At 35.7% G+C, this 20315-nt stretch carries 20 protein-coding genes and 2 riboswitches; of the genes, 7 read left to right on the forward strand and 13 right to left on the reverse strand.

Annotated features, from left to right (window positions below):
* Window positions 1–83: 83 nt before the first annotated feature.
* From proC to ACZ76X_RS27365, 4 genes are all read left to right on the forward strand, one after another.
* Window positions 84–887 (forward strand): pyrroline-5-carboxylate reductase, encoded by an 804-nt coding sequence (gene proC, locus ACZ76X_RS27350; RefSeq protein ID WP_479852314.1) that lies wholly within the window; start codon window positions 84–86, stop codon window positions 885–887.
* 1 nt (window position 888) lies between these two features.
* Window positions 889–1722 carry an aldo/keto reductase gene (locus ACZ76X_RS27355; RefSeq protein ID WP_306188339.1) on the forward strand — a complete coding sequence of 278 codons (834 nt, stop codon included), beginning with the start codon at window positions 889–891 and terminating at the stop codon, window positions 1720–1722.
* Window positions 1723–1874: 152 nt separating this feature from the next.
* Window positions 1875–1979, forward strand: a riboswitch (SAM riboswitch).
* A gap of 132 nt (window positions 1980–2111) precedes the next feature.
* The gene (locus ACZ76X_RS27360) at window positions 2112–3752 is read left to right on the forward strand and encodes a peptide ABC transporter substrate-binding protein (RefSeq protein WP_479852315.1); all 1641 of its coding nucleotides are present in this window, start codon (window positions 2112–2114) and stop codon (window positions 3750–3752) included.
* A gap of 407 nt (window positions 3753–4159) precedes the next feature.
* Window positions 4160–5800 carry a peptide ABC transporter substrate-binding protein gene (locus ACZ76X_RS27365; protein WP_479852316.1) on the forward strand — a complete coding sequence of 547 codons (1641 nt, stop codon included), beginning with the start codon at window positions 4160–4162 and terminating at the stop codon, window positions 5798–5800.
* 45 nt (window positions 5801–5845) lie between these two features.
* Here ACZ76X_RS27365 and ACZ76X_RS27370 read toward each other — a convergent pair whose 3' ends face one another.
* From ACZ76X_RS27370 to ACZ76X_RS27380, 3 genes are read right to left on the reverse strand one after another with little or no spacing between them, the layout of a single operon-like run.
* Complete coding sequence (locus tag ACZ76X_RS27370; RefSeq protein ID WP_479852317.1) at window positions 5846–6193, reverse strand: ABC-2 transporter permease; 348 nt, start codon at window positions 6191–6193, stop codon at window positions 5846–5848.
* Window positions 6190–6381, reverse strand: a complete 192-nt coding sequence (locus ACZ76X_RS27375; RefSeq protein WP_479852318.1) for a hypothetical protein — start codon at window positions 6379–6381, stop codon at window positions 6190–6192. The genes ACZ76X_RS27370 and ACZ76X_RS27375 overlap by 4 nt, the downstream gene beginning before the upstream one ends.
* Window positions 6382–6392: 11 nt before the next feature.
* Entirely contained in the window at window positions 6393–7292 is a 900-nt protein-coding gene (locus ACZ76X_RS27380) for a helix-turn-helix transcriptional regulator (RefSeq protein WP_479852319.1), read from the reverse strand.
* Window positions 7293–7464: 172 nt separating this feature from the next.
* Between ACZ76X_RS27380 and ACZ76X_RS27385 the strand changes: the two genes are divergently transcribed.
* Window positions 7465–7932, forward strand: coding sequence for a YusW family protein (locus ACZ76X_RS27385; protein WP_098669201.1), 468 nt, complete (start codon window positions 7465–7467; stop codon window positions 7930–7932).
* A 29-nt stretch (window positions 7933–7961) separates the two neighbouring features.
* Here ACZ76X_RS27385 and ACZ76X_RS27390 read toward each other — a convergent pair whose 3' ends face one another.
* The 5 genes from ACZ76X_RS27390 to ACZ76X_RS27410 are packed head-to-tail and all read right to left on the reverse strand — an operon-like array spanning window position 7962 to window position 13241.
* A complete protein-coding gene (locus ACZ76X_RS27390; protein ID WP_479852320.1) occupies window positions 7962–9551 on the reverse strand; it encodes a peptide ABC transporter substrate-binding protein in 1590 nt (529 codons plus the stop codon).
* Window positions 9552–9564: 13 nt separating this feature from the next.
* On the reverse strand, window positions 9565–10338 hold the full coding sequence (locus ACZ76X_RS27395) for an ABC transporter ATP-binding protein (protein ID WP_479852321.1): 774 nt from the start codon (window positions 10336–10338) through the stop codon (window positions 9565–9567).
* The gene (locus tag ACZ76X_RS27400; RefSeq protein ID WP_479852322.1) at window positions 10335–11345 is read right to left on the reverse strand and encodes an ABC transporter ATP-binding protein; all 1011 of its coding nucleotides are present in this window, start codon (window positions 11343–11345) and stop codon (window positions 10335–10337) included. Before ACZ76X_RS27400 ends, ACZ76X_RS27395 begins: the two co-directional genes overlap by 4 nt.
* A complete protein-coding gene (locus ACZ76X_RS27405) occupies window positions 11302–12306 on the reverse strand; it encodes an ABC transporter permease (protein WP_479852323.1) in 1005 nt (334 codons plus the stop codon). The genes ACZ76X_RS27400 and ACZ76X_RS27405 overlap by 44 nt, the downstream gene beginning before the upstream one ends.
* Before the next feature lie 17 nt (window positions 12307–12323).
* The gene (locus ACZ76X_RS27410; RefSeq protein WP_479852324.1) at window positions 12324–13241 is read right to left on the reverse strand and encodes an ABC transporter permease; all 918 of its coding nucleotides are present in this window, start codon (window positions 13239–13241) and stop codon (window positions 12324–12326) included.
* Window positions 13242–13377: 136 nt separating this feature from the next.
* Window positions 13378–13483, reverse strand: a riboswitch (SAM riboswitch).
* A 167-nt stretch (window positions 13484–13650) separates the two neighbouring features.
* Here ACZ76X_RS27410 and ACZ76X_RS27415 point away from each other — a divergent pair.
* Entirely contained in the window at window positions 13651–13866 is a 216-nt protein-coding gene (locus ACZ76X_RS27415) for a DUF3951 domain-containing protein (RefSeq protein ID WP_479852325.1), read from the forward strand.
* Window positions 13867–13882: 16 nt separating this feature from the next.
* Here ACZ76X_RS27415 and ACZ76X_RS27420 read toward each other — a convergent pair whose 3' ends face one another.
* Window positions 13883–14386, reverse strand: a complete 504-nt coding sequence (locus ACZ76X_RS27420) for a hypothetical protein (RefSeq protein WP_098669200.1) — start codon at window positions 14384–14386, stop codon at window positions 13883–13885.
* 274 nt (window positions 14387–14660) lie between these two features.
* On the opposite strand from ACZ76X_RS27420, the gene ACZ76X_RS27425 reads away from it, so the two are divergent.
* Window positions 14661–15107 carry a hypothetical protein gene (locus tag ACZ76X_RS27425; RefSeq protein ID WP_479852326.1) on the forward strand — a complete coding sequence of 149 codons (447 nt, stop codon included), beginning with the start codon at window positions 14661–14663 and terminating at the stop codon, window positions 15105–15107.
* 33 nt (window positions 15108–15140) lie between these two features.
* Here the strand turns inward: ACZ76X_RS27425 and ACZ76X_RS27430 are convergent, their stop codons facing one another.
* The 4 genes from ACZ76X_RS27430 to ACZ76X_RS27445 form a co-directional block, all read right to left on the reverse strand.
* Complete coding sequence (locus ACZ76X_RS27430; protein ID WP_479852327.1) at window positions 15141–16391, reverse strand: multidrug effflux MFS transporter; 1251 nt, start codon at window positions 16389–16391, stop codon at window positions 15141–15143.
* A gap of 128 nt (window positions 16392–16519) precedes the next feature.
* Complete coding sequence (locus tag ACZ76X_RS27435; protein WP_479852343.1) at window positions 16520–18241, reverse strand: DUF3981 domain-containing protein; 1722 nt, start codon at window positions 18239–18241, stop codon at window positions 16520–16522.
* A 78-nt stretch (window positions 18242–18319) separates the two neighbouring features.
* Window positions 18320–18853 carry an MFS transporter gene (locus tag ACZ76X_RS27440; RefSeq protein ID WP_098669196.1) on the reverse strand — a complete coding sequence of 178 codons (534 nt, stop codon included), beginning with the start codon at window positions 18851–18853 and terminating at the stop codon, window positions 18320–18322.
* Complete coding sequence (locus ACZ76X_RS27445; RefSeq protein ID WP_479852328.1) at window positions 18850–20286, reverse strand: FAD-binding protein; 1437 nt, start codon at window positions 20284–20286, stop codon at window positions 18850–18852. The genes ACZ76X_RS27440 and ACZ76X_RS27445 overlap by 4 nt, the downstream gene beginning before the upstream one ends.
* Window positions 20287–20315: the final 29 nt, after the last annotated feature.

The raw sequence follows: 20315 nt of genomic DNA on the forward strand, positions 1-20315 counted from the left end.
GGGAAGTCTTTTCTTTTTACAAAATTCTCTTAAAAATGGTATCGTTTTTTATAACATATCTCCACTAGAAAGGAATAGAGGATATGCTAACTAAACATCGAATTTTATTTATTGGTGCTGGTCGTATGGCAGAAGCTATATTTTCCGGATTACTTAAAACAAGCAAAGAATACATCGAAGAAATTATTATTTCTAACCGAAGCAACGTAGAAAAGCTAAAGCAATTACAAGGGCAATATAATGTGTCTACTACAACAGATTGGAAGCAGCATGTTACATCTGTTGATACGATTGTTTTAGCAATGCCGCCTTCTGCACATGAAGAATTATTAGCAGAATTATCTCCGTTACTATCCAATCAACTTGTCGTAACGGTAGCTGCTGGTATTGGTCCATCTTATTTAGAAGAGAGACTTCCCGGGGGGACACCAGTTGCTTGGATTATGCCAAATACAGCTGCTGAAATTGGAAAGTCTATCTCCTTATATACAACGGGACAATCAGTAACCGAGATGCATCAGGAAACCTTGCAACTGCTTTTAAGAGGCATTGGTACTTCACAACTTTGCACTGAGGAAGAAGTTCATCAGCTTACTGCTGTTACTGGAAGTGCACCAGCTTTCCTTTATTACTTTGCTGAAAGCCTAATTGAAGCAACAAAAAGTTATGGAGTCGATGAAGCCACTGCCAAACACCTTGTCATTCAAATGATTTCTGGCTCTGCTTCTATGCTTGAACAAACACAAGACCCAGCTAATCTCCGCGAACAAGTAACAACACCAGGTGGTTCCACAGCTGAAGGTCTCAAAGCTTTATATGAATATAATTTTTCAGAGGCAATTCAAAAAGCAGTAGAAGCAACAAACAAAAAAGCTAGGGGGAACTAATATGAGTTTAACAAGTTTAAAAGACTATACAACATTACATAACGGTGTAAAAATGCCTTGGTTCGGTTTAGGTGTTTTTAAAGTAGAAGATGGTTCAGAAGTAATTGAATCTGTAAAAGCAGCAATTAAAAATGGCTACCGCAGCATTGATACTGCAGCAATTTATCAAAACGAAGAAGGCGTTGGACAAGCGATCCGTGAATCAGGTGTTTCACGTGAAGAATTATTTATTACATCAAAAGTATGGAATAGCGATCAAGGATATGAAACAACACTTCAAGCATTTGAAACTACATTAGAGAAATTAGGTCTAGAATATTTAGATTTATATTTAGTACATTGGCCTGTAAAAGGGAAATATACCGAATCATGGAAAGCATTAGAAAAACTTTATAAAGATGGCCGTGTTCGCGCTATCGGTGTGAGTAATTTCCATATTCACCACTTACAAGACGTATTTGAAATTGCTGAAATTAAGCCAATGGTCAACCAAGTGGAATATCATCCACGTTTAGCACAAGAAGAGCTGCATGCTTTCTGTAAAGAACATAACATCCAACTTGAAGCTTGGTCACCATTAATGCAAGGCCAACTGCTAGACAACCCAACATTACAAGACATTGCAACAAAACATAATAAATCAACTGCACAAATTATTTTACGCTGGGATTTACAAAATGAAGTTGTAACAATCCCTAAATCTATTAAAGAACATCGCATTATTGAAAATGCAAATATATTTGATTTTGAATTAAGTGCTGATGACATGAAAGCAATTCAAGCTCTAAATGAAGATCGTCGCGTTGGTCCAGATCCAGATAACTTTAACTTCTAATAGAAAAACCACTGCCATATGCAGTGGTTTTTCCGTTCAATAAAACTGAAAATTTAAACTATATTCCATCCGGTTGACACTTTATTATCAAAGGTGTAAGATTTTGAATTATCAAAGAAACACAAAAATTAATAAAGTTTATTCGTTTACTCATTGTATCAAGAGAGGTGGAGGGACTGGCCCTTTGAAACCTCGGCAACAGGTTCATTTTGAATACTGTGCCACTTCCTGCAAGCTTTATGCTTGAAAGATAGAATGAGGGACTTCGTTTATATACGGGTGCATAACTTGTACGTAAAAATCCCTCTTTCTCAATATGAAAAGAGGGATTTTTTATTTTTCATTTCCCTCATCATCATCCGAACTTAATTATTTAGGAGGAAAATCAAATGAAAAAGAAGTTTGTACCCGGTATTGCATCAGTTGTAGGAGTAAGTATTTTATTAACTGGTTGCGGTAGTTATAAAAACGAAGCAAGTGGAGCAAATGCAAAAGACGAGGCGCCTAGTAAACAGGTTTTAAACTTATCTTCACCTACTGAAATACGAACAATGGATACAGCTCGTGCTACAGATACTGATTCTGGTCAAGTAATGAGAAACGTATTTGAAGGTTTGTATAATCTTGGTGAAGGTAACAAACCTGTCCCTGGTGTTGCAAAATCTCATGAAGTAAGTGGTGATAAAACAAAATACACATTCCACCTGCGAGATTCAAAATGGTCAAATGGCACTCCTGTTACAGCGAAAGATTTTGTCTTCGCTTGGCAAAGAGCTGTCGATCCAGCAACAGCCTCTGAATATGCATTTCTATTCTTTGATATTAAAAATGCAACAAAAATTAACAACAAAGAACTTCCAGCCGATCAACTTGGTGTAAAAGCAATTGATGACCATACGTTTGAGGTAGAATTAGAACGCCCTGTTCCTTACTTTATTAGCTTAACAGCGTTCCCAACATTTCTACCAATTAACGAGGAATTCTTTAAAGCACAAGGTGATAAGTATGCCTTAGAAGACAATACAATCTTGTACAACGGAGCTTTTACACTAAGCGATTGGAAGCACGAACAAAGCTTTAAATTCAAGAAAAATCCTACCTATTGGGATAAAGATACTGTCAAACTAGAAGAAATCAACTTTAACATCGTAAAAGAAAAGTCTACAGAAGTAAATTTATTCGAGTCGAAACAATTAGACCGTATAAAACTAACATCTGACTTCGTTGATAAATATAAAAAGGATGCTAACTTTAAAGAACGTCCAAACGTAGGGGTACAGTTTTTACGTATGAATCAACAAAACAAAATACTTCAAAACGTTTCTGCACGCCAAGCAATCGATCAAACAATTGATCGAAAATCCTTTGTAAATACGTTATTAAACGATGGCTCTACACCAACCTCTAGTCTCGTGCCGAAAAACTTTGCAAAAGGACCTGACGGAACAGACTTCCGTGCTGCAAATGGAGATTTAACAAAGGTTGATACAAAGTCTGCACAAGAATTATGGAAAAAAGCTAAACAAGAGCTTGGATCTGAAAAAATAACGTTAGAACTATTAACAAGTGACGGTGACCTTGAGAAGAAAACTGGTGAATTCTTAAAAGGACAACTAGAAAAGAATTTAGATGGCTTAACAGTGACGATAAAACCCCAACCACGTAAACAACAAGTTTCACTTTTATTAAAAGGTGACTACGAAATTGGAATTGACGGCTGGAGCCCTGACTTTGCGGATCCAATTACATTCCTTGAGCTATTTACAACCGATAACCCTTATAACTTAGATCATTACTCTAATAAGGAGTTCGATGAAACAATAGCAAAAGTGAAAACAACTTTAGCCGGTGATGAAAAAGCTCGCTGGGAAGCATTACTAGCATCCGAGAAAATATTATTTAAAGACTCTGTCATTGCCCCTCTTTACCAAAAGGGTGAATCTTATTTAGAACGTTCTTATGTGAAAGGAATTGTACAAGTAGACTTTGCAGGTCAATTAAACTTCAAGTGGGCAAAAATTGAAAAATAAGTTCAAGCTTTAATTAGTGAGGCTTTCTTCATCCCCACTGATTATGAGTCCACACCAATTGTTTTTTTAGCAAAACATATGAAAAGCAGATTCCTCAACATGAGGAAATCTGCTTTTTTAATATATTATTCTAAGAAATTAACAATCTATTTTTATTATTGACATATAGTTCTTTCCAGTGTTAATATTCTAAATAATCAAAGAAACGAAATATTTAACCATCAAAATATAATGTCTTTTACGTTGGAATATATAACGATAGATTATAGTTCTACATGTATATACATATAGAACACCCGATTACCTATATGCACATACATATAATAGGTTTTCTCTTCTTCTATAGCTACGCTTCAAGACATGGATATTATGACGTTACGAACAACACATTTAGGGAGGAACGAACAATGAAGAAAAAAGTTGTACCTGTTGTTGCATCTGTTTTAGGGGCAAGTCTATTACTAACTGCTTGCGGAGGAAATAAAGATAACGCAAACGGAGCGAAAGCAAATGATAAAGCACCTGATAAACAGGCAATTAACTTATCATTCGCTTCAGAAATTCCAACAATGGATGTTGCAAAAGCAACAGATGGGGAATCCATGAACGTAATGCGAAATGTTTTTGAAGGTTTATATGCGATGGGAGAAGATAATAAACCGATTCCTGGTGTTGCTGAGTCAGTTGACGTTAGTCCCGATAAGACAAAATATACATTCCACCTGCGTGATTCAAAATGGTCAAACGGCACTCCTGTTACAGCAAAAGACTTCGTCTTCGCTTGGCAACGTGCCGTAAATCCGGATACAGCAGCTGAATACGCATTCTTATTCTTTGATATACAGAATGCGAAACAAATAAACCAAAAACAATTGCCAATTGATCAACTAGGAGTCAAAGCTCTTGATGATAAAACGTTAGAAGTACAACTAGACCGTCCTGTTCCCTACTTCTTAAGTTTAACGACGTTCTCAACGTTCTTACCAATTAACGAAGATTACTTAAAATCTCAAGGTGATAAATATGGTTTAGAAACAAATCATTTAATTTACAACGGCGCTTTCACATTGGATAACTGGAAGCACGAGCAAGGCTTCCAATTGAAGAAGAACCCTAACTATTGGGATGCTAAAACCGTAAAATTAGAAGAAATCAACTTCAATGTCATTAAAGATAAGTCTACAGAAGTTAACTTATATGATTCAGGACAAATTGATCGCGTTACTTTAAATGCGGAGTTTGTTGATAAATATAAGAGCGATCCAAATTTCAAAGACCGCGCTGAAGTTGGCATTCAATTTTTACGACTCAATCAAAAAAATGAAACATTAAAAAACCAGCATGCACGCCTCGCTATTAACGGAGCAATGAATAAAAAAGCATACGTAGAAACAATTTTAAATAACGGTGCTGTTCCAGCTGAAGGAATGATTCCTGCGAAATTTGCAAAGAGTCCAGAAGGTAACGACTTCCGTAAAGAAAACGGAAACCTAGTCAAAGATGATGTGAAGACAGCGAAAGAAAACTGGAAAAAAGCGAAACAAGAACTTGGTACTGACAAAGTAACAATCGAACTATTAACAAGTGATAATGCTTTAGCTAAAAAGACTGGTGAATATTTAAAAGGTGAACTAGAAAAGAACCTAGATGGATTAACAGTGAATTTAAAACCACAACCACGTAAACAACAATTAAAACTACTATTAAGTGGTGACTATGAAATCGGAATTGATGGCTGGGGCCCTGACTTCGCTGACCCAATTACATTCTTAGATTTATTTACAACAGATAGTGCTTATAACTTCGATAAATACTCTAACAAAGAGTATGATGAGCTAATCCATAAAGTGAAAACAGATTTAGCTGGAGATGAAAAGGCACGATTTGAAGCAATGAAGCAAGCTGAAAAAATCTTATTACAAGATGGTGCTGTCGCTCCTTTATACCAACAAGGTCGTTCTTACTTACAACGCTCTTTCATTAAAGGACTTGTAACAACTGACTTCGGTGGTGAATTTAACTACAAGTGGACAGAAGTTGCAAAATAATAAGTGCTGATAAAAAGGTATCCAATTAAGGATACCTTTTTTATTTTATACTTCTTTAACTAAATGACTTCTTCTCTTTACTATTCCTTTTATAGATACAGTAATGACTGCTACCAATTGTGTAACTAATATAATGACTAATAATGAAATAATATTTTTCTCCAAACTAACTCCTCCAAATATTATTGTATAATAACCATTTGCTGCATAGGTTGCGGGAAATAATTCTCCGATTGTTTGATATGTTTTAGAGAGCATCTCATGTGGTACAATGACACCCGAACTTACAAGTTGTAGCGATAGTGAAATTATATTAAGAATCATACCTGCATTTCCGACAACAGTTATGAACATTTGTATTAATGAAAGGAAGGAGAAGAAGACTATTGTCAATAATCCTCTTCTCCCCCTTTTTGTACGGAACCAAAACTCATCATAAATATAAACACAAACATCAAATATGTTCTCCACGTCAAAGAAGGTATATGTCCTGACCACAGATAGCTAATGAAATAATTAATTCCCATAATACAAGACGATACTACTAAACTAATACTTATTAGTTTTGCATATTTGAGCATATCTTTTCTCCTTACTTCCCTATCTCTTCAAATTGCAGATTTACTGGCTCTTCTAGTAGTGTTTCATAAAAATTTTCAGCCAAATCTGTTGAAGGAACTTTTTCATCCACTTCATCAAATCGAATACTATCTAGCCACACACAACCTTCTCCTGATAATAAAATACCAAATGCAATACCAAGCGCCCCTTCTTTTATATCCAATACAACCGAGTACGATTGCCAGTTATTCGTATTTTTAATTGGGCGATTTTGCATATTATCCATAGCGAGTGGTTCTATATCTTTTCCGTCTACTCGCATCCACAATCCTGCCCAATCTCTTACGTTTTCACTCTTAACAAATGCTGTTAAACGTAATCTTTTACCTACATATTTATCCGCTCGAAACATTTGCATTAATGTTGAAAATCCGCCGTGCGTAACATTCTCTTTTGCCTTTATGTATGCAGATACTTTTCCTTGATGGGCAACTTCATAATCTAAACCCATCTCATATTCAGCAGGATGACTTCCACTTAAAATCCATCCTTTCGGTATACCTTTTTGCATTGAAACACCCTCTCTTTCTATATAAAATGACTGGAAGTACTTTCGATATTTTTTCGGTGGCAATTGAAACATTCTTTTAAACGCTCTCGTAAATGCCTCTTGTGAGGAAAAGCCGTATTGCATTGCAATATCAATGACAGCCCTCTCCGTTGACACTAAAGCTTGCGCAGCATGAGTTAATCTTCTCTTTCGAATATAATCCGTTACACTCATCCCAATATACCTTTGAAAAATACGATGAAAATGATACATCGATACCGCACTTTGAGATGCCACGCTTTCTGTTGTAAGCTCCTCATGTAAGTAATTCTCTATATATTCAATTGCTTTTTTTATCATCTCTTTATATTCTTCATGCATTTTAGTACCTCCTCACAACCTTAATTTACCATATACATACCGATCAGTTTTGATTTAAATTGCGGATTAAACTTTGTGGCTACAAGTTAATAATTTATTTGCAACACATACATAATTACATGATTTTGGGAAAAACTTGTATAGAATGAATTTACATAAGGAGGAAATTATAATGAGAATTTTATTATCAGCTTTATTAGCGCTTATGCTAGTACCTGTATTAACAGGATGTAAAGCTCCTGCAAAAGAAGACACGACTTCTAATAAGAAGACTACAGAAGAGGCAAAGAATGAAGCTCCTGCTGATTTAAAACTAAACTTTAATGAATTTGATTTAAAGGCAGACTACCAAGATACAAAGAAAGACTACGAGGCTGATTATAAAAATGTAGCAGCTGATAAGAAAATGGAAGCAAAACTCGAAGATCATAAAGCAGATGTAAAATTAACAGGAGACGAGGCTATTACAAAATTAAGCCCACTTCTACAAGAATTAAAATTTGATAAAGATACGCCTGACCAAGAAGTAATCGATCAAGTAGTAAATGTGTTCAAACTTGATAAAGACTACCAGAAGTTTGATTTAGAAGTTGTCTTCTCTGATGGAACGAAAAAAGAATATAAAAGAGAAATAAAATAAAGAAGTAGGCGGTTGCCTACTTCTTTATTTTATTTTTTAGCGTATCGTAAACTCGGTTGAGATCCTACGTAGTATTCTAATCCAGATACAGATGATTTTTGTAAATAAGAATCTGTTGGGAATACAAGTGGGATTAAAGGATATTCTGTAAACATAATATCCTCTGCTTGATGTAATAAATCAAAGCGTTTATTTTCATCTTGTTCTAATTTTGCTTGATTAATTAAATTATCGAAGTCTTTATTAAACCATTTTGCATAGTTATTTGGTCCATCACCTGCATAAATTTCTAATTGTGCAGCTGGATCTAATGTAGATCCTCCCCATCCCATATATGCAATTTGGAAGTCACTTTGTTTGTACATATCAATATAGCTTTTCCACTCCTTACCTTCTATTTTCACATCTACACCAAGGTTTTTCTTAAACATTTCTTGAAGTGTTTCAGCTATTTTCTTCTTGTCTGAATATTTTACTGTTACTTCTGGAAGTGTAGCCCATCCTTCTTCCTTCATCCCTTCTTCTAATAACGTCTTAGCTACTGCAGGATCATATTTAAAATAGTCACCTTTCTCTTTACGGAAGTCGCGACCACTTTCTGTTTTTGCTCCTTCTGGTACAAAGCCATATGCTTCTTTTGCATTATTCTTTAATATTTTCTCTACGATAAACTTACGATCTACAGCTAATGCAAAGGCTTTACGAATTTTCGCATTTGTAAATGGTGGCTTTTCTGAATTAAATGAGTAAATGTGAGTTGAGTAGTCTTGCATCTTTTTAAACTCTTTATTGTTTTGTTCTTTTTCAACTAAATCTGTTGGTATGTTAGATAACAAATCTAATTCTCCAGATTTATATAATTGATACGCTGTTTTACCTTCAGGAATAATACGGAATTCAATTTCCTTTGATGCTACTTTTTTATCATGAAACTCTTTATTTTTTTCTAGAATAATCGCTTGATTATGCTTCCATTCTTTCAATGTGAAAGGACCATTTGTAATTAATTCTTTTGGATTTACTTTTAGTTTGCCTTTTTCATCAATAGATTTTTTATTGAGTGGAATATATAACGACTGAGATAACGTTCGTTTAATAGATGTTACTGGATGTTCAAATTGTAGCTTTAGCGTTACATCATCTACTGCTTGAATTCCTACTGCATCTTCTGCACCTTTCCCTGTATTAAATGCTTCTCCACCTTTAATGAAATATAGTTCTGTTGCATTCATAGAACCCGTTTTAGGATTTAATATTCTCTTCCAAGCAAATTCAAAATCTTTTGCTGTTAAAGGAGAACCATCAGACCATTTCAACCCTTTTTTCAAATAGAATGTATACTCTTTTCCATCTGCCCCAGCTTCTTCTTTCTCTACTAAATCCTTTTCAAACTTCCCATCACTTGTCTGTCTATACAAGGTTGCAAATAAGTGCTCAATTACATAATTAGAGTTATTATCTGTTGAAATTGCTGAATCTAACGTGTAAGGATCACTACCAAGATTCGTTACAAAACGGTCTCCTTTACTAGCACTTGCTTTTGAAGTGTCTTTCTTACCACAAGCGACAGAAGTAATTGCTAATACAGTCATAATGACAAATAATAAAAACTTCTTCATCCTACATTCCCCTTTAACCTGAAATTTTTGGTGTTGATGCTAATAATGTTTTTGTATAAGATTGTTGTGGATTACGGAACACTTCGTCCGTATTTCCAAATTCAACAAGTTCTCCTTTATATAAGACAGCCACTTTTTCACATAAATAGTGAACCATCGGTAAATCGTGCGCGATAAATAAATATGTATAGCCTTGTTCCGTTTGAATCTGTTGCAGTAAGTGCACAATTTGGATTTGAAGTGAAACATCTAATGCTGAAATTGGTTCATCAAGGATTAATACTTCCGGCTCACATAATAACGCCCTTGCAATAGCGATACGTTGACGTTGTCCTCCGCTAAACTCGTGTGGATATCGATTAATATATCGTCTATCTAACCCAACACGTTCTAACGCATCACCTGCAATTTTATCCTTCAATCCTTTATCACCTAAACCGAATGAAATATAACCTTCCGTTACGCTATCGCGTACTTTCCAGCGCGGATTTAATGCTGCTGTGGAATCTTGAAAAATAAACTGTACTTTCTGTAAGAAATCACGTTTATGAGCTGCCTTCAACTTGTGAACGACTTGACCGTTATAATCAATTTCACCAAATGTTGGGCTCTCAATCCCAGCTATGAGCTTACCAAGTGTTGTTTTTCCTGAACCACTTTCTCCAATAATGCCAAGCGTTGTTCCTTTCGAGATAGAAAGTGATATTTCTTTTAGCGCTGCAATTTCTTTCTTTTTACTTCCATACGTTTTCGTTACTTGCTTTACAGTAATTAAATCTGTCGTCATGAGGCATTCACCTTCTCTTTTGATTTCGCCTTATTATGCTCCAGAACATGTTGCCAGCAATTTGAACTATGCTCCTTGGAATATGTTGTTCTCTCTGGGAAACGATGAATACATTCTTTTATCGCTACTGGACAACGATTTACAAAAGGACAACCAAAGCTATTTAACGTCTCAATGGAAGGTGTCGTTCCTTCTATTGCACGTAATACTTTTTCGGAATCATCCATATTGGGAATTGCTTGTAATAAGCTTTTTGTGTATGGATGTTTAGGGGAACCTATCACTTCCTCTATCGTTCCTTTTTCAACAACACGTCCCCCGTACATCACAACTACTCGATCTGCTACTTCACGTACAAGTGCCAAATCATGTGTAATTAATAAAATACTCGTGTTTTGTTTTTCTTTTCTCGCTTTGAGCAATCCCATAATTTGCTTTTGAATCGTTACATCTAATGCAGTTGTAGGCTCATCTGCAATAACTAGCTTTGGATGACAAGCAAATGCAATCGCTAAACAAATACGCTGCCTCATTCCTCCACTTAATTGATGTGGGTACTGTTCAAAGCGTTTCTCTGCTTCATGTATTCCTAAATCATTTAATAAGTTAATTGCAATTTCTTTTGCCTCTTTTTTCGATTTCTTTTCGTGGTGCAAAATTACTTCTGTAATTTGTCTTCCCACCTTCATCGTCGGATTTAAAGAGGACAGAGGGTCTTGGAAAATAAACGAAATATCTTTTCCACGAATTTGGTTCCACTCTGATTCTTGTAAATTCGTTAATCCTTGAGATTGGAACAAGATACTTCCATCGTCGATATGAATAGATTCTTGATTTAGTCCGATAATAGATTGTGCTGTAACACTTTTCCCTGAACCACTTTCTCCTACAAGTGCAACAATTTCACCTTCGTTAATAGAAAAGGAAACATGTTTCACAATTGCTTGCTTACTATTCTCTTTTTCAACGGCTAACGTTACGTTTTCTAAAGATAAAAGCTGTCCCATGTTTTTTCTCCTTTCGATTCCGTTTTACAATCTTCGGATCAATTGCATCTTGCAAACCATCACCAATTGCATTAAATGCGAACATGATGAGTGCAATCATCAGCGATGGAAAGAATAGTTGCCACCATTCCCCGCTTAATAATGTCCCAAGCGCATCATTTGTCATTGTCCCCCAGCTTGCTGCTGGTGATTGAACACCAAGTCCGATAAAGCTCAAAAATGATTCTGAGAAAATAGCTGCTGGAATTGTAAATGATAAATTTACGATAATAATCCCTGTTAAATTCGGAATGATATGTCCGTATATAATCTTCATATGCGATGTACCTAATCGCTCCGCTGCAATAACAAATTCTCTTTGTTTTAAAGATAAGACTTGCGCCCTAACAAGGCGTGCCATACCAATCCAACCAGTTAATGCGAGAGCGATTATGATTGTAAAAAGCCCCGGCTTCATAATGATCAGTAGTAAAATAACAATTAATAAATATGGAATACCGTATAATACTTCAATCCCTCGTACGATCCACTCATCCATTAACGTTCCAAGGCGATTACGCCCTCTCACATATCCACTAAAACCTCCGATCAGTACACCAAGCCCTATATCAAGAACGGCCGCTACTAATCCAACTACTAATGAAATTTTCCCACCAGCCCAAGTACGCGCCCATATGTCTCTTCCTAAATCATCGGTTCCAAACCAATGCTCGCTATTAGGAGGTAAATTAGTTGCTTCTTTTACTTGTTCACTCGCAGTAAATGATGTTAAACTTTCGCCAATTAACGAGAAAATAATAATGAGTAATAACGTCACTGCCCCTAGAATTGCTATAGGGTTTGATATAAACTTGCGAAATACTTCCTTCTTTCGGCTAATCGTTTGCTGCTCTTTATTTATTGTTAATTCTTTTTTCTCTTCATTCGTTAATAACTGTTTATTAATTTCATAAGCTCCCATTTAAATATCCCCCCTCCTTATGTAATAGAACGAATACGCGGATCAACAATACGATGAATAATATCTGTAACGAAAATACAAAAAATTAATAATGCACTATAGAAAATTGTCGTTCCCATAATGACCGGATAATCCCGGTTAAAAATGCTATCTACAAAATATTTTCCGAGACCAGGAATTGCAAAAATCTTTTCAATAATGAACGTCCCTGTTAAAAGCCCAGCCATTAACGGCCCTATAAATGTAAGCACTGGAACAATCGCATTTCGAAGGGCATGCCTTATAATAATCTTCTTAATTGGTATCCCTTTCGCTCTCGCTAGCTTAATATAATCACTCTGCAGTACTTCGATCATATTAGAGCGAACAAATCTTGTAATTACTGCAATTGGTCCTAACGCTAATGCGAAGGATGGCAATACCGTATGTTCGAATGTGCCCCAAGACGCTACTGGTAAAAGTTCAAATTGAATAGCAAATACTTGTATAAATAGTGGTGCTAAAATAAAACTTGGAATAGAAATACCGAGAATCGCAAGTAAACTCACACTATAGTCAATTACTTTCCCATGATATAGAGCTGCAAATGTACCTGCGGCAATTCCGACTACTAATGAAATAATAAGTGCTTGTAAACCAATAATCGCTGATGGACCAAATCCTGTCGTTATAATTTCTGATACGCCTTGCCCCGTCGATTGAACGGATTCACCAAAATCAAAATGAACTACACCGTCTAAATAAGCAACATATTGATTCCATAACGGTTCATCAAGGTGATATTTCGCTCTCATATTCTGCACAACTTCTGCCGGAAAGATCTTTGCATCTGATGAAAATGGGTCCCCCGGAATAATATGCATAATTAGAAATGTCACTGTCGTAATAACCCATAGCGTGAACACCATAACTGATAATTTTTTAATTACATACACTGCAATAACCCCCTAAACACATATATTTACTTAGTTTTATGAACGTAATTTTTCCATTACTCCCTTTTCTCTTTTTAGAATACAAAAAGCCTTGATCTTAAAAAATAAGATCAAGGCTTAATAAACAAAGGCCCATCACTTATCTTTCAAGACTTGCTTGCTGGAATTAGCACGGTGTTCCTACTACAGAACCCGCTGCTGAGGTGTCATAGGGCCAGTCCCTCTACCTCTCTGGATAAGTAAATTGCTATATTATTATTTGGTTCAAATTGTATATTTCGAATTATAATTCTGAAAAAATGAAAAGTCAATCAAATTGGATATATTTAGAAAAATCAGTTTTTAATACTTTCATTTATCTATGTCGTATTTCGCTTATAATAAAAAAAGATATGAAAGGAGTTATAAGATGGCCCCCTTACTTCTAGCTACTATAGGATTACCCTTAACAATAATTATACTTGTCATCATCGGCTTCTACAAACTCTTCATCAAAAAGAAAAGTATCACCTCTTTTTATACCCCTTTCGATAATATTACTGGGCAAACTATTTCCGAATTTCACGAAGAACAGAAGATATTAGTATCCGAGGATGAGGACGGAGATGGCAAGAAGAAAAAATAACCTTGCACAGGCAAGGTTATTTTTTCGTTTCTGCTTGAAAACGTTTATAGTATGTCGATGCTGTTGCAAAGTTAATTTCTATATCACGAATCAACGATGAATCTTCTTCTTTAGCTAACTTCTGTAATTTTTTCATCGCTTGTTCCGATTCATTCAAGAAACCAACATATACCTCATGTTCTTGCTCTTTCGACTTCGGAACACGAATTTCTTTTCGTATATGATCAATATCTTCTAACATGCTCGTTGTTACCTTTTGCACATCTTCTTTATATGTAGCCTTCGTTATTTCCTTACCGCCTTTTTCCTTTGCCACTTCAAATAGCTGTAACGCGTTATTAATTTCCTTATTCATTTTCATATCATATTTTTCATGTACTGCACGGTATTCTTTCATCTCTTCGGTTTGTTCTGTAGATTGCTCTACCTTTTCTTTCGGTTCTTTCGTATCTTTATTTCCATTACACCCTGCTAGAAGGAGCATACTTCCCATTACAGCAATACCCAAAACCTTCTTCATCTCTTCTTCTCCTTTTATCTACAACTACTACTCATTATAGTTTCTTTTATCTCCACTTGTTATTATACCGAGAACATCCTACTTTTTACACTTAAGACGACATCGTAACATATATACCAACATGTTTGTCACAGTATCGTCACTTTATACAAATAACTTTTGCACTGCTTTACTACATCACCTTACAAAACCGTAAGCACACATAAAGAACAAACCATGCTAGACTTACATATGCATAACGCAAACATATGTAAGTTTTTAAGGAGAATCATCTATGTACAACACAATGCCTTTTATGGGAGAAGATATTCGTGTCCTTATTCGCGAAAAATCACTTCATATCGAAAATACAAAGAGCCTTCGCCGCGTATTAAAAAAGAAACACGCTCCATTTAAGTTAGCCCAATATTTAAAACAACAACATACAAATCAATTTCATACCATGCTAAATATATCAGATAAATCATTAACAATCGAAATCATTGGTCATGTCTACATTGGAAACTTCGCAGATATCTTAAAAGAAATCCCACGTATACCGAAAATTGCTCCTATTATCGTTAAAAAAGCGTATAAAATTACCGACCATACCGATATTATCGACTGCGGGGAAAAAGAAGTCGATAGTAATCGCTGGGTGTGGGATAAACTTGCTGTTTTATATGATACGATCATGAATAATATGTATGAGGTATTTCAAAGAAATGAAAAAAAGAACTGATTCAAATATTCCCTTTGAATCAGTTCTTTTTTGTTAAGCCTCTAAATTTTGTCTTTGTTGCAGTTCAAACTGCTTCTCACTTCTTCTGGCCATAAACAAATAACATAACACCGCACCAATTTCACAAAGAGCTATTACAATCCCCATCGGTAATGCGGTGTTGCTTCCGCCAATACCTACTAACGGTGCAACAAGTGCTCCTGAAATAAATTGTAATAAACCTAATAGAGCCGATGCTGTTCCTGCAGCTTGTTTCTGATTTCTCATCGCTAACGAGAATCCAGTTGTTGATACAACCCCGACACTTGATACGACAAGGAATAACGAACATAAAACACCAATTAAACCTATTCCTAGTACGATTGTCAGTAGTAAAGATAAACCACCAACAGCTGCAATAATAATACCAGCAACAAATAATGTCTTCTCATTCACTTTCCCCGCTAAACGACCTGTTACCTGACTAGCAATAATAATACCGATACCGTTGATTGCAAAAAACAAACTAAATTGCTGTGGTGATGCTCCGTATATGTTCTGCAGCACAAATGGTGAGCCCGAAATGTATGCAAACATTGCCGCCGTTACTAGCCCTTGAGACAATGCATATCCCATAAACAGACGATCCTTTAATAGTTTTCCGTACGTCGCCAACGTCCCTGACAGCCCACCTGTTTCTCTCTCTTCAGGAGGTAATGTTTCACGTAATACGAAAGTAGCTGATATTAACATGAATACACTAATTCCTCCAAGAACGATGAAGACACCGCGCCATGTTGTAAACTGTAGCAATTGTCCTCCAATAATCGGTGCCAAAATAGGCGCCGCTCCGTTTACTAACATGAGCAGCGAGAAAAACTTCGTCATTTCAGAACCTGAATACATGTCACGTACCATTGCACGTGATATAACAATCCCAGCCGATCCTGAAGCTCCTTGTAAGAAGCGTAATAACACTAAAGTCCAAATAGATGGCGCAATAGCACAAAGTAAAGAAGAAGCAACATAAATAATAAGAGCAATAATAAGAGGTTTGCGCCTTCCATAAATATCACTAATTGAACCGACAAATAATTGCCCTACTGAAAGTCCAAGTAAACAAGCTGTTAAGGTAAGCTGTGCAAGGGATGCACCTGTCTGTAAATCATCCGTTAATTTCGGTAAAGAAGGCAAATACATATCAATAGATAATGGCCCAATCGCCGTAAGTGTCCCTAGTACAAGAATCATCCATAACCTATTTGTCTTTACAGGTTTATATATTTCTTGATTAACTCCATTCACTTTTTCTGTTCACCCTTTCCTATACATACTAAATCGTAACAATTATAGTTACAACATAAACATACGTCAAGTATAGCGCATTTTCCTGTTTTATACTGTAAAAAAAAAGCGATAAAATTTCTATCGCTTTACTTTTTCAAATTGCTATTTGCAAATTTAGATACGGAAGACATCGCCTCTCCTGTATCTAAATATGTGATTTGAATTGGATCTCCCACTTCTGTAAACATAGCATATGGGAATTTTTTTACAGGTATCATAAATACTTTTTGTTCATTTTCTAACAGTACGTACACAATTGTATTTTCACCTGATTTTTCTTTATATACACGTTGTACAACGCCTTCTTTTTGTGCCTCTTTACCATTTGAAGTTGGTCTAAATGAATCTCCACTTCCGCTCAGCGCATTTTTATAATTCTCAAGCGCTTCTTTTTGCGTCGAACCTGTTGCAAATATTTTTGCATTAGAAGCATAGATAACTGTATGAGCACGTACTAATCCTCCGTCATCAATAACAGGTACAATCCAAGAAGGTTTACCGTACACGTTATAAATAACCGGCATCGTTCCATGCCATTTCTCTCTCTTAAAGGAATTATTCACTACTTCCGAAGCAGCTGAACCATCCATAATTCCCTTCACTTCTTTTCCGTTATAGTAATATAATTTACCTGTACGCGCATCGATAAGCGAGTAACCTAACGCAGAATCTACTCCTTCTTTCGGAGAGGTGAAATCAGTAAAGTAATATAACGTTCCATCCTTACCGAAGATTGGTGTAACTCCTTCTTTCGTTCCCCACTCAGTCGGGATCTTCATATCAGTTTGTGAGAATTTTGTATTCCAAAATCCGTGAATATATTTACCGAAATACGTATTTAATGTAGATGCGGTCTCGTGATTTAATACGCCATCGACAAACTTAGGTGCCTTTCCTTTATCGTATCTTTTCACTTCACCTGTTTGTGCGTCTACTACTACAACGCCCTCTACTTCAAATCCAGATCTTCCTGAAATAAATTCACCATACGTCATTGTATAATAAGGTTTCCCTTTATCATCCACTTCAAATTTAGGTTTCCCTTTAAAGATTAGATTTGGTTCTGCTTTCCTTACAACACGCTCTAAATGATTCCCAAAGAACATACTTGGCACATATTTCATTTTATAACCAAGGTGCAGTTTCGCTTCCGCATCCGGGTTCGTACCTGACATCGTTACGTATCCTGGAATGGTCTCTGCTTTACGTGCTTTAAAAAAGCCTGAAACTTCAATTGGTGCTACATATAAAGCCTCGCCATTTACCATTTGTGGCGTTAATTCTCCTAGCTCAAAATAAGCTACTTTCGGAATATCTCCAAATACTTTTTTCATCTTATTTTCCGCTGTCTTTGGCGGCACTGTAAACGGATGATCATTTTCAGTAAATGGCTCTGAAATATCTTTCTCTACCTTTACAACAGAGTCATATTTCGTTTGCGAGATTACTATATCGTGCAAATAACCAAAATAGCCGTAACTTGCGAGTAAAACAAACATTAGAAGCCCTTTTAACGTACCTTCTAATTTCCCTATTTGATTTTGTGAAAATAAAACAAGCCCAATTAAAATTGCTACTGCGACAGAATAATGAGTAAGAATTGAATCTGCTCGATCATCAATTAGCCAAAAATATTCATAGATTGCAATACCTATCCAAAATAAAACTGGAATAACTAAAATGGATGATTTCTTACCCTTTACAACCTTCTCATCTCCTTTCTTATCCACTGCTCGAAGCTTACTACCGCTTCTTCTCGTCCATGGAATCAAAAACAAAGTGAGAATAGCTAAAATTAAAAATTTCATCAAAGGCAATGTCCCCTTTTCTTTTGTCTTCCCTTTTAGTATAACAAATAAAGGGTATTCAGGTAAAAATGGGAATGGTTATATTTTTTTACTACTTAATACAACTCCGCTTACTACATATAAGATAGATGCAATATAAAAAATCGTACCAATCGTAAAGAAATCTACTAAATATCCCGTTGCAATAATTGCTACTGCTCCTCCAATTGATGTCCAAACATGATATTTTCCAATCTCATAACCAGCATTTTCTTGCACAACCTTCCGCGCTAACGATGTCTTCTCTGTATTACGTTGCACAGCTCCTAAAATACCCATTAAAATTTGAAGAATATATACATGCCATACTTCTGTTGCAATGGGGAAACAAAGCATTAACACAGCCATAGACCAGGCGTATATAATTAATAACTTTCTGTCACCAACTCTATCAGAGATTCTTCCAACTAACGGATATACTAGAGCTGAAGTTAAGGCAAATAAGCCATACGCCCAGCCAAACTGCGAGAAGCTATTTCCAACATTCCGAAGCAATAGAATGTAAAAAGGAAATACCATACTTCCCGCCATCATAATGATACTTTGTGACGCCACAAACCTTTTATATGTCATTTCGTATACTCCCTATAAAATAAATTCACAAATCTCTCTTTTGGATCCGTTTCTTTTTTCTTCTGAAGAAATTCTTCTATACGAGGATATGCTCTCTTTAACTGCTCTTTCGTTGGATAAGAATAATACGGTAAATAATAACTACCGTTATGCTTTAACGTAACATCAATCATCTTCTGAATGACCACTTTTGTTTTCTTTACCTCATCCTCTGAGCGTCCTTGATTAATTAAAAGAACCAGTGCAAACATATCATCTTTCGCATAAGATAGTACCGCATTTTCATTCTTTTCTACATAACGAATGGTAATGTTAAGAAGGTTTAATTCCTCTTCATTCAAAACATTTCGCAAGTCATCTATATACGCTGCAAAACTGTCTATCGGTACGAAATACTCCTGTAAAACCTCAGTCAAGTTTGGGTTATCGTATTCCATAAAGGCACTATCCGATCTCATTACATTATTTCGCGTTTCGTACTTACCATTTGTACGTTCAAAATAACTTCTTTGTATATCCCAAAACGTATCTTTTCCCCAATCACTATAGCGTGATAAACCGAGTAAAAATTTTGGCGCAGCTATAATATTTTCTTCTTTTAATTTACTGTACTCTCTCAACTTCTGCTGATCTTTTGCTAATACATAATCTGTCACATACATTTCTTTTAAAAATGAATGTGGGGCAACAGAAATACGCGCTAAATGCATACGTATATCCTCATCCCTTCGCACTTTATTCTTAAAATATGAAGAGTATTCCTTATAATCTAGTACCTTCGTATGCGTTTCGTACAATTCATCGTTTGTTAACTTTAGTGTTACATCTAAAATCACGCCAAACAATCCGTATCCCCCAATTACATACGGAAACAAATCAGCATTTTCTTCTCTACTTACATTACGCACCGTACCATCTGCCATTAACAATCTAAATGACTCTACTGTATCAATCAATGCTTCATGACGAATATCACGTCCATGTACATTTACACTTAATGAACCACCAACAGTAAAAATATTTTGAGACTGCATCACTTGAACCGCAAGACCATACGGATTAATTTTCTTTTGAATGTCATTCCATGTAACACCACTTTGCACTCTAATCCTCTTCTCCGCCGGATTAAACTCTAATATTTCATTGTACCCTTTCATATCAAGCATCGTACCGTTCGGATAATATGTCTGTCCGCCTTGGCTATGTTGCATACCAGCAATAGAAATTTTCTCCCCAGAAACATTTGCATCTCGCACAACCTGTTTTAATGAACTTTCATCCTCAGCATTTTCAACACGTTTAATTTTCGTTGGAAGCAACTTTCCTACATCACTCATAATCGGATGATTTAGTTGTTCTTTATATGTATTTACAGATGTCGCAAGCAACACTGTATAAGCCATAATAACCACTGCTATCTTTCTTTTTTTCAAATGACACTCTCCTCTTCTACATCTTTTCC

It is taken from the genome of Bacillus sp. BC05(2025) (genome assembly GCF_056725905.1).